Below are 1858 nucleotides of genomic sequence, written 5' to 3'. Positions count from 1 at the left end.
CGACCCCGGGCTTGGTCGGGGGACCCCTACGACGCAGTGGAGGCGCTCTCACGGCGATGCGGCAACTGCCGATCGCCCCGCCTGACCGGCCAAGGAGTGAGCCCCATGAGTGATCTCCGGGGCCAAGCTCATCAGCCACATGGTGGCGTCTGGTCTTCGCACCTGTGTGTTTCATGTGTTGCTGTCGGTCCGGTCGGAAGCGGTCGGTCTCATTTGCGCGCCCGCCCGTTCGCCTGCTTGTCCGATGGTCAACGACCGCCCGATGCTGAGCGAGGTTCCGCGCTGCCGCCGGCCTCCACCCGGCCGGATCGTCGCCCGTTGACGCAGAAGTCGCTGCTGGCTACGGGTGCGTTCGGCGTCGAGCCGGTACGCAGCCGGCACCGCTGGCGAGCGCCGTGGCTGAGGACCCATAGGCCCTGGGCGGTTGCAACGGCTAGCCGGTCCGGCGTTCGCATTCGTTGGTCGTTCCTTCCCCCGAGGGCAGCACGGAGGAAGTTGTTCGGCCTATTCGGCGCCCCGACACTTCACGCTCTTCTCGTGGGGGCGCATGGTGATCCAGGCCACCTCGGTGTCGCAGCGGCCCGCAACCATCTGGGCTCGGTCGAGTGGCTCTGACGGGAGGGGAGAAGGCGGAATGACCATCAACTTCACGATGTCCGAGGCGCAGCGGAAGATGCAGTACGAGGTGCGGGCGTTCGCGGAGAATGTGTTGGCTCCGGTCGTCCCGGCGGCGGATCGGGAGCCGGACCCGGTCAAGGCGGTGAACCTGACGAAGCCACCGTACGTCGAGGCCTACAAGGCTGGGATCGCGATGTGCATGCTGCCCGCGAATTACGGGGGCGGCGGGATGTCGTGTGTGGACCTGGTGATCGCCGCCGAGGAGATCTGCGTCGTCGACCCCGGGTTCGCCTGCACGGTTCTGTGCAACGGCCTGGGGCTCATGCCGGTGTCCTGGTACGGCTCCGAGGAGCAGAAGGAGCGCTTCCTGCGCGCCGCAACGTCGGATCCCACCGGTGAGTACCTGGGTGGCTGGACTGCAAGCGAGCCACCGGGTCGTCCGAGCGGCACGGCGAACTTCGACATTCCGCTGCCCCGTCCGGCCGGTGTGGGCCTCATCGCGACCCGGGACGGTGACCACTACGTCATCAACGGTCGCAAGTACTGGCCGTCGTCGGCCGGCTGGGACGAGCAGGGTGTCAACGCCCAGACCGTCATCGTCCGTACCGATCCAGAGGCCGGCGGGACCGAGGGCCTCTCGGCGATCGTCGTGGAGCGCGGCACGCCGGGGATCACCTACAAGTACATCGACAAGGAAGGCCACCGTCTCACCTCGAACGCCGAGGTCACCTTCGACAACGCGCGGGTACCGGTCGAGAACCTGCTGCCCGAGGCGCACGGCAACGGCGACTTCGTGATCAACCGCAACTTCGCGTGGTCCGGTCCGGTTGCCGCGATCGCTGCGGTCGGAGTGGCACGCGCCGCCTACGAGAAGGCACTCGACTTCGCCCGGAACAACACCGCCGGCGCACTCAAACCGATCATCGAGTTCCAGAACGTCGGCTACGTGCTCGGCGACGTCGCCGCGAAGATCGAGATGGGCCGGTACTTCTCCTGGCGCGCCGCGGACTACCTGGACAAGCACGACCAGCACGCCGAACTCGTCGGTGCGATGAACAAGATCCAGGTCACCGAGATGATGTTCGACTGCGTGTACAAGTGCATGCAGATCGTCGGCGTGAACAGCCTCGAGGCCGGGAACGGGTTCGGCAAGCTGCTCCGCGAGGCGTCCGTGTTCCCGATCTACGACGGCGGGAACATGGGCATGCAGCGCCGCCGCGTGCACGGCCTGCTCGCGGAT

1 protein-coding gene is annotated in these 1858 nt (G+C 67.1%); it reads left to right on the top strand.

What is annotated here, in order from left to right; genetic code table 11:
* Window positions 1-634: 634 nt before the first annotated feature.
* Window positions 635-1858, top strand: a 1224-nt coding sequence (locus VGP60_RS12725; RefSeq protein WP_327548165.1) for an acyl-CoA dehydrogenase family protein, incomplete at its 3' end; no start/stop codon positions are given.

Origin of the sequence: Amycolatopsis sp. (assembly GCF_036008905.1) — a bacterium.
Taxonomy (GTDB): Bacteria; Actinomycetota; Actinomycetes; order Mycobacteriales; family Pseudonocardiaceae; genus Amycolatopsis.
Note: the sequence above shows the minus strand (reverse complement) of the source record. Positions and strands in the feature narration are given on the sequence as shown.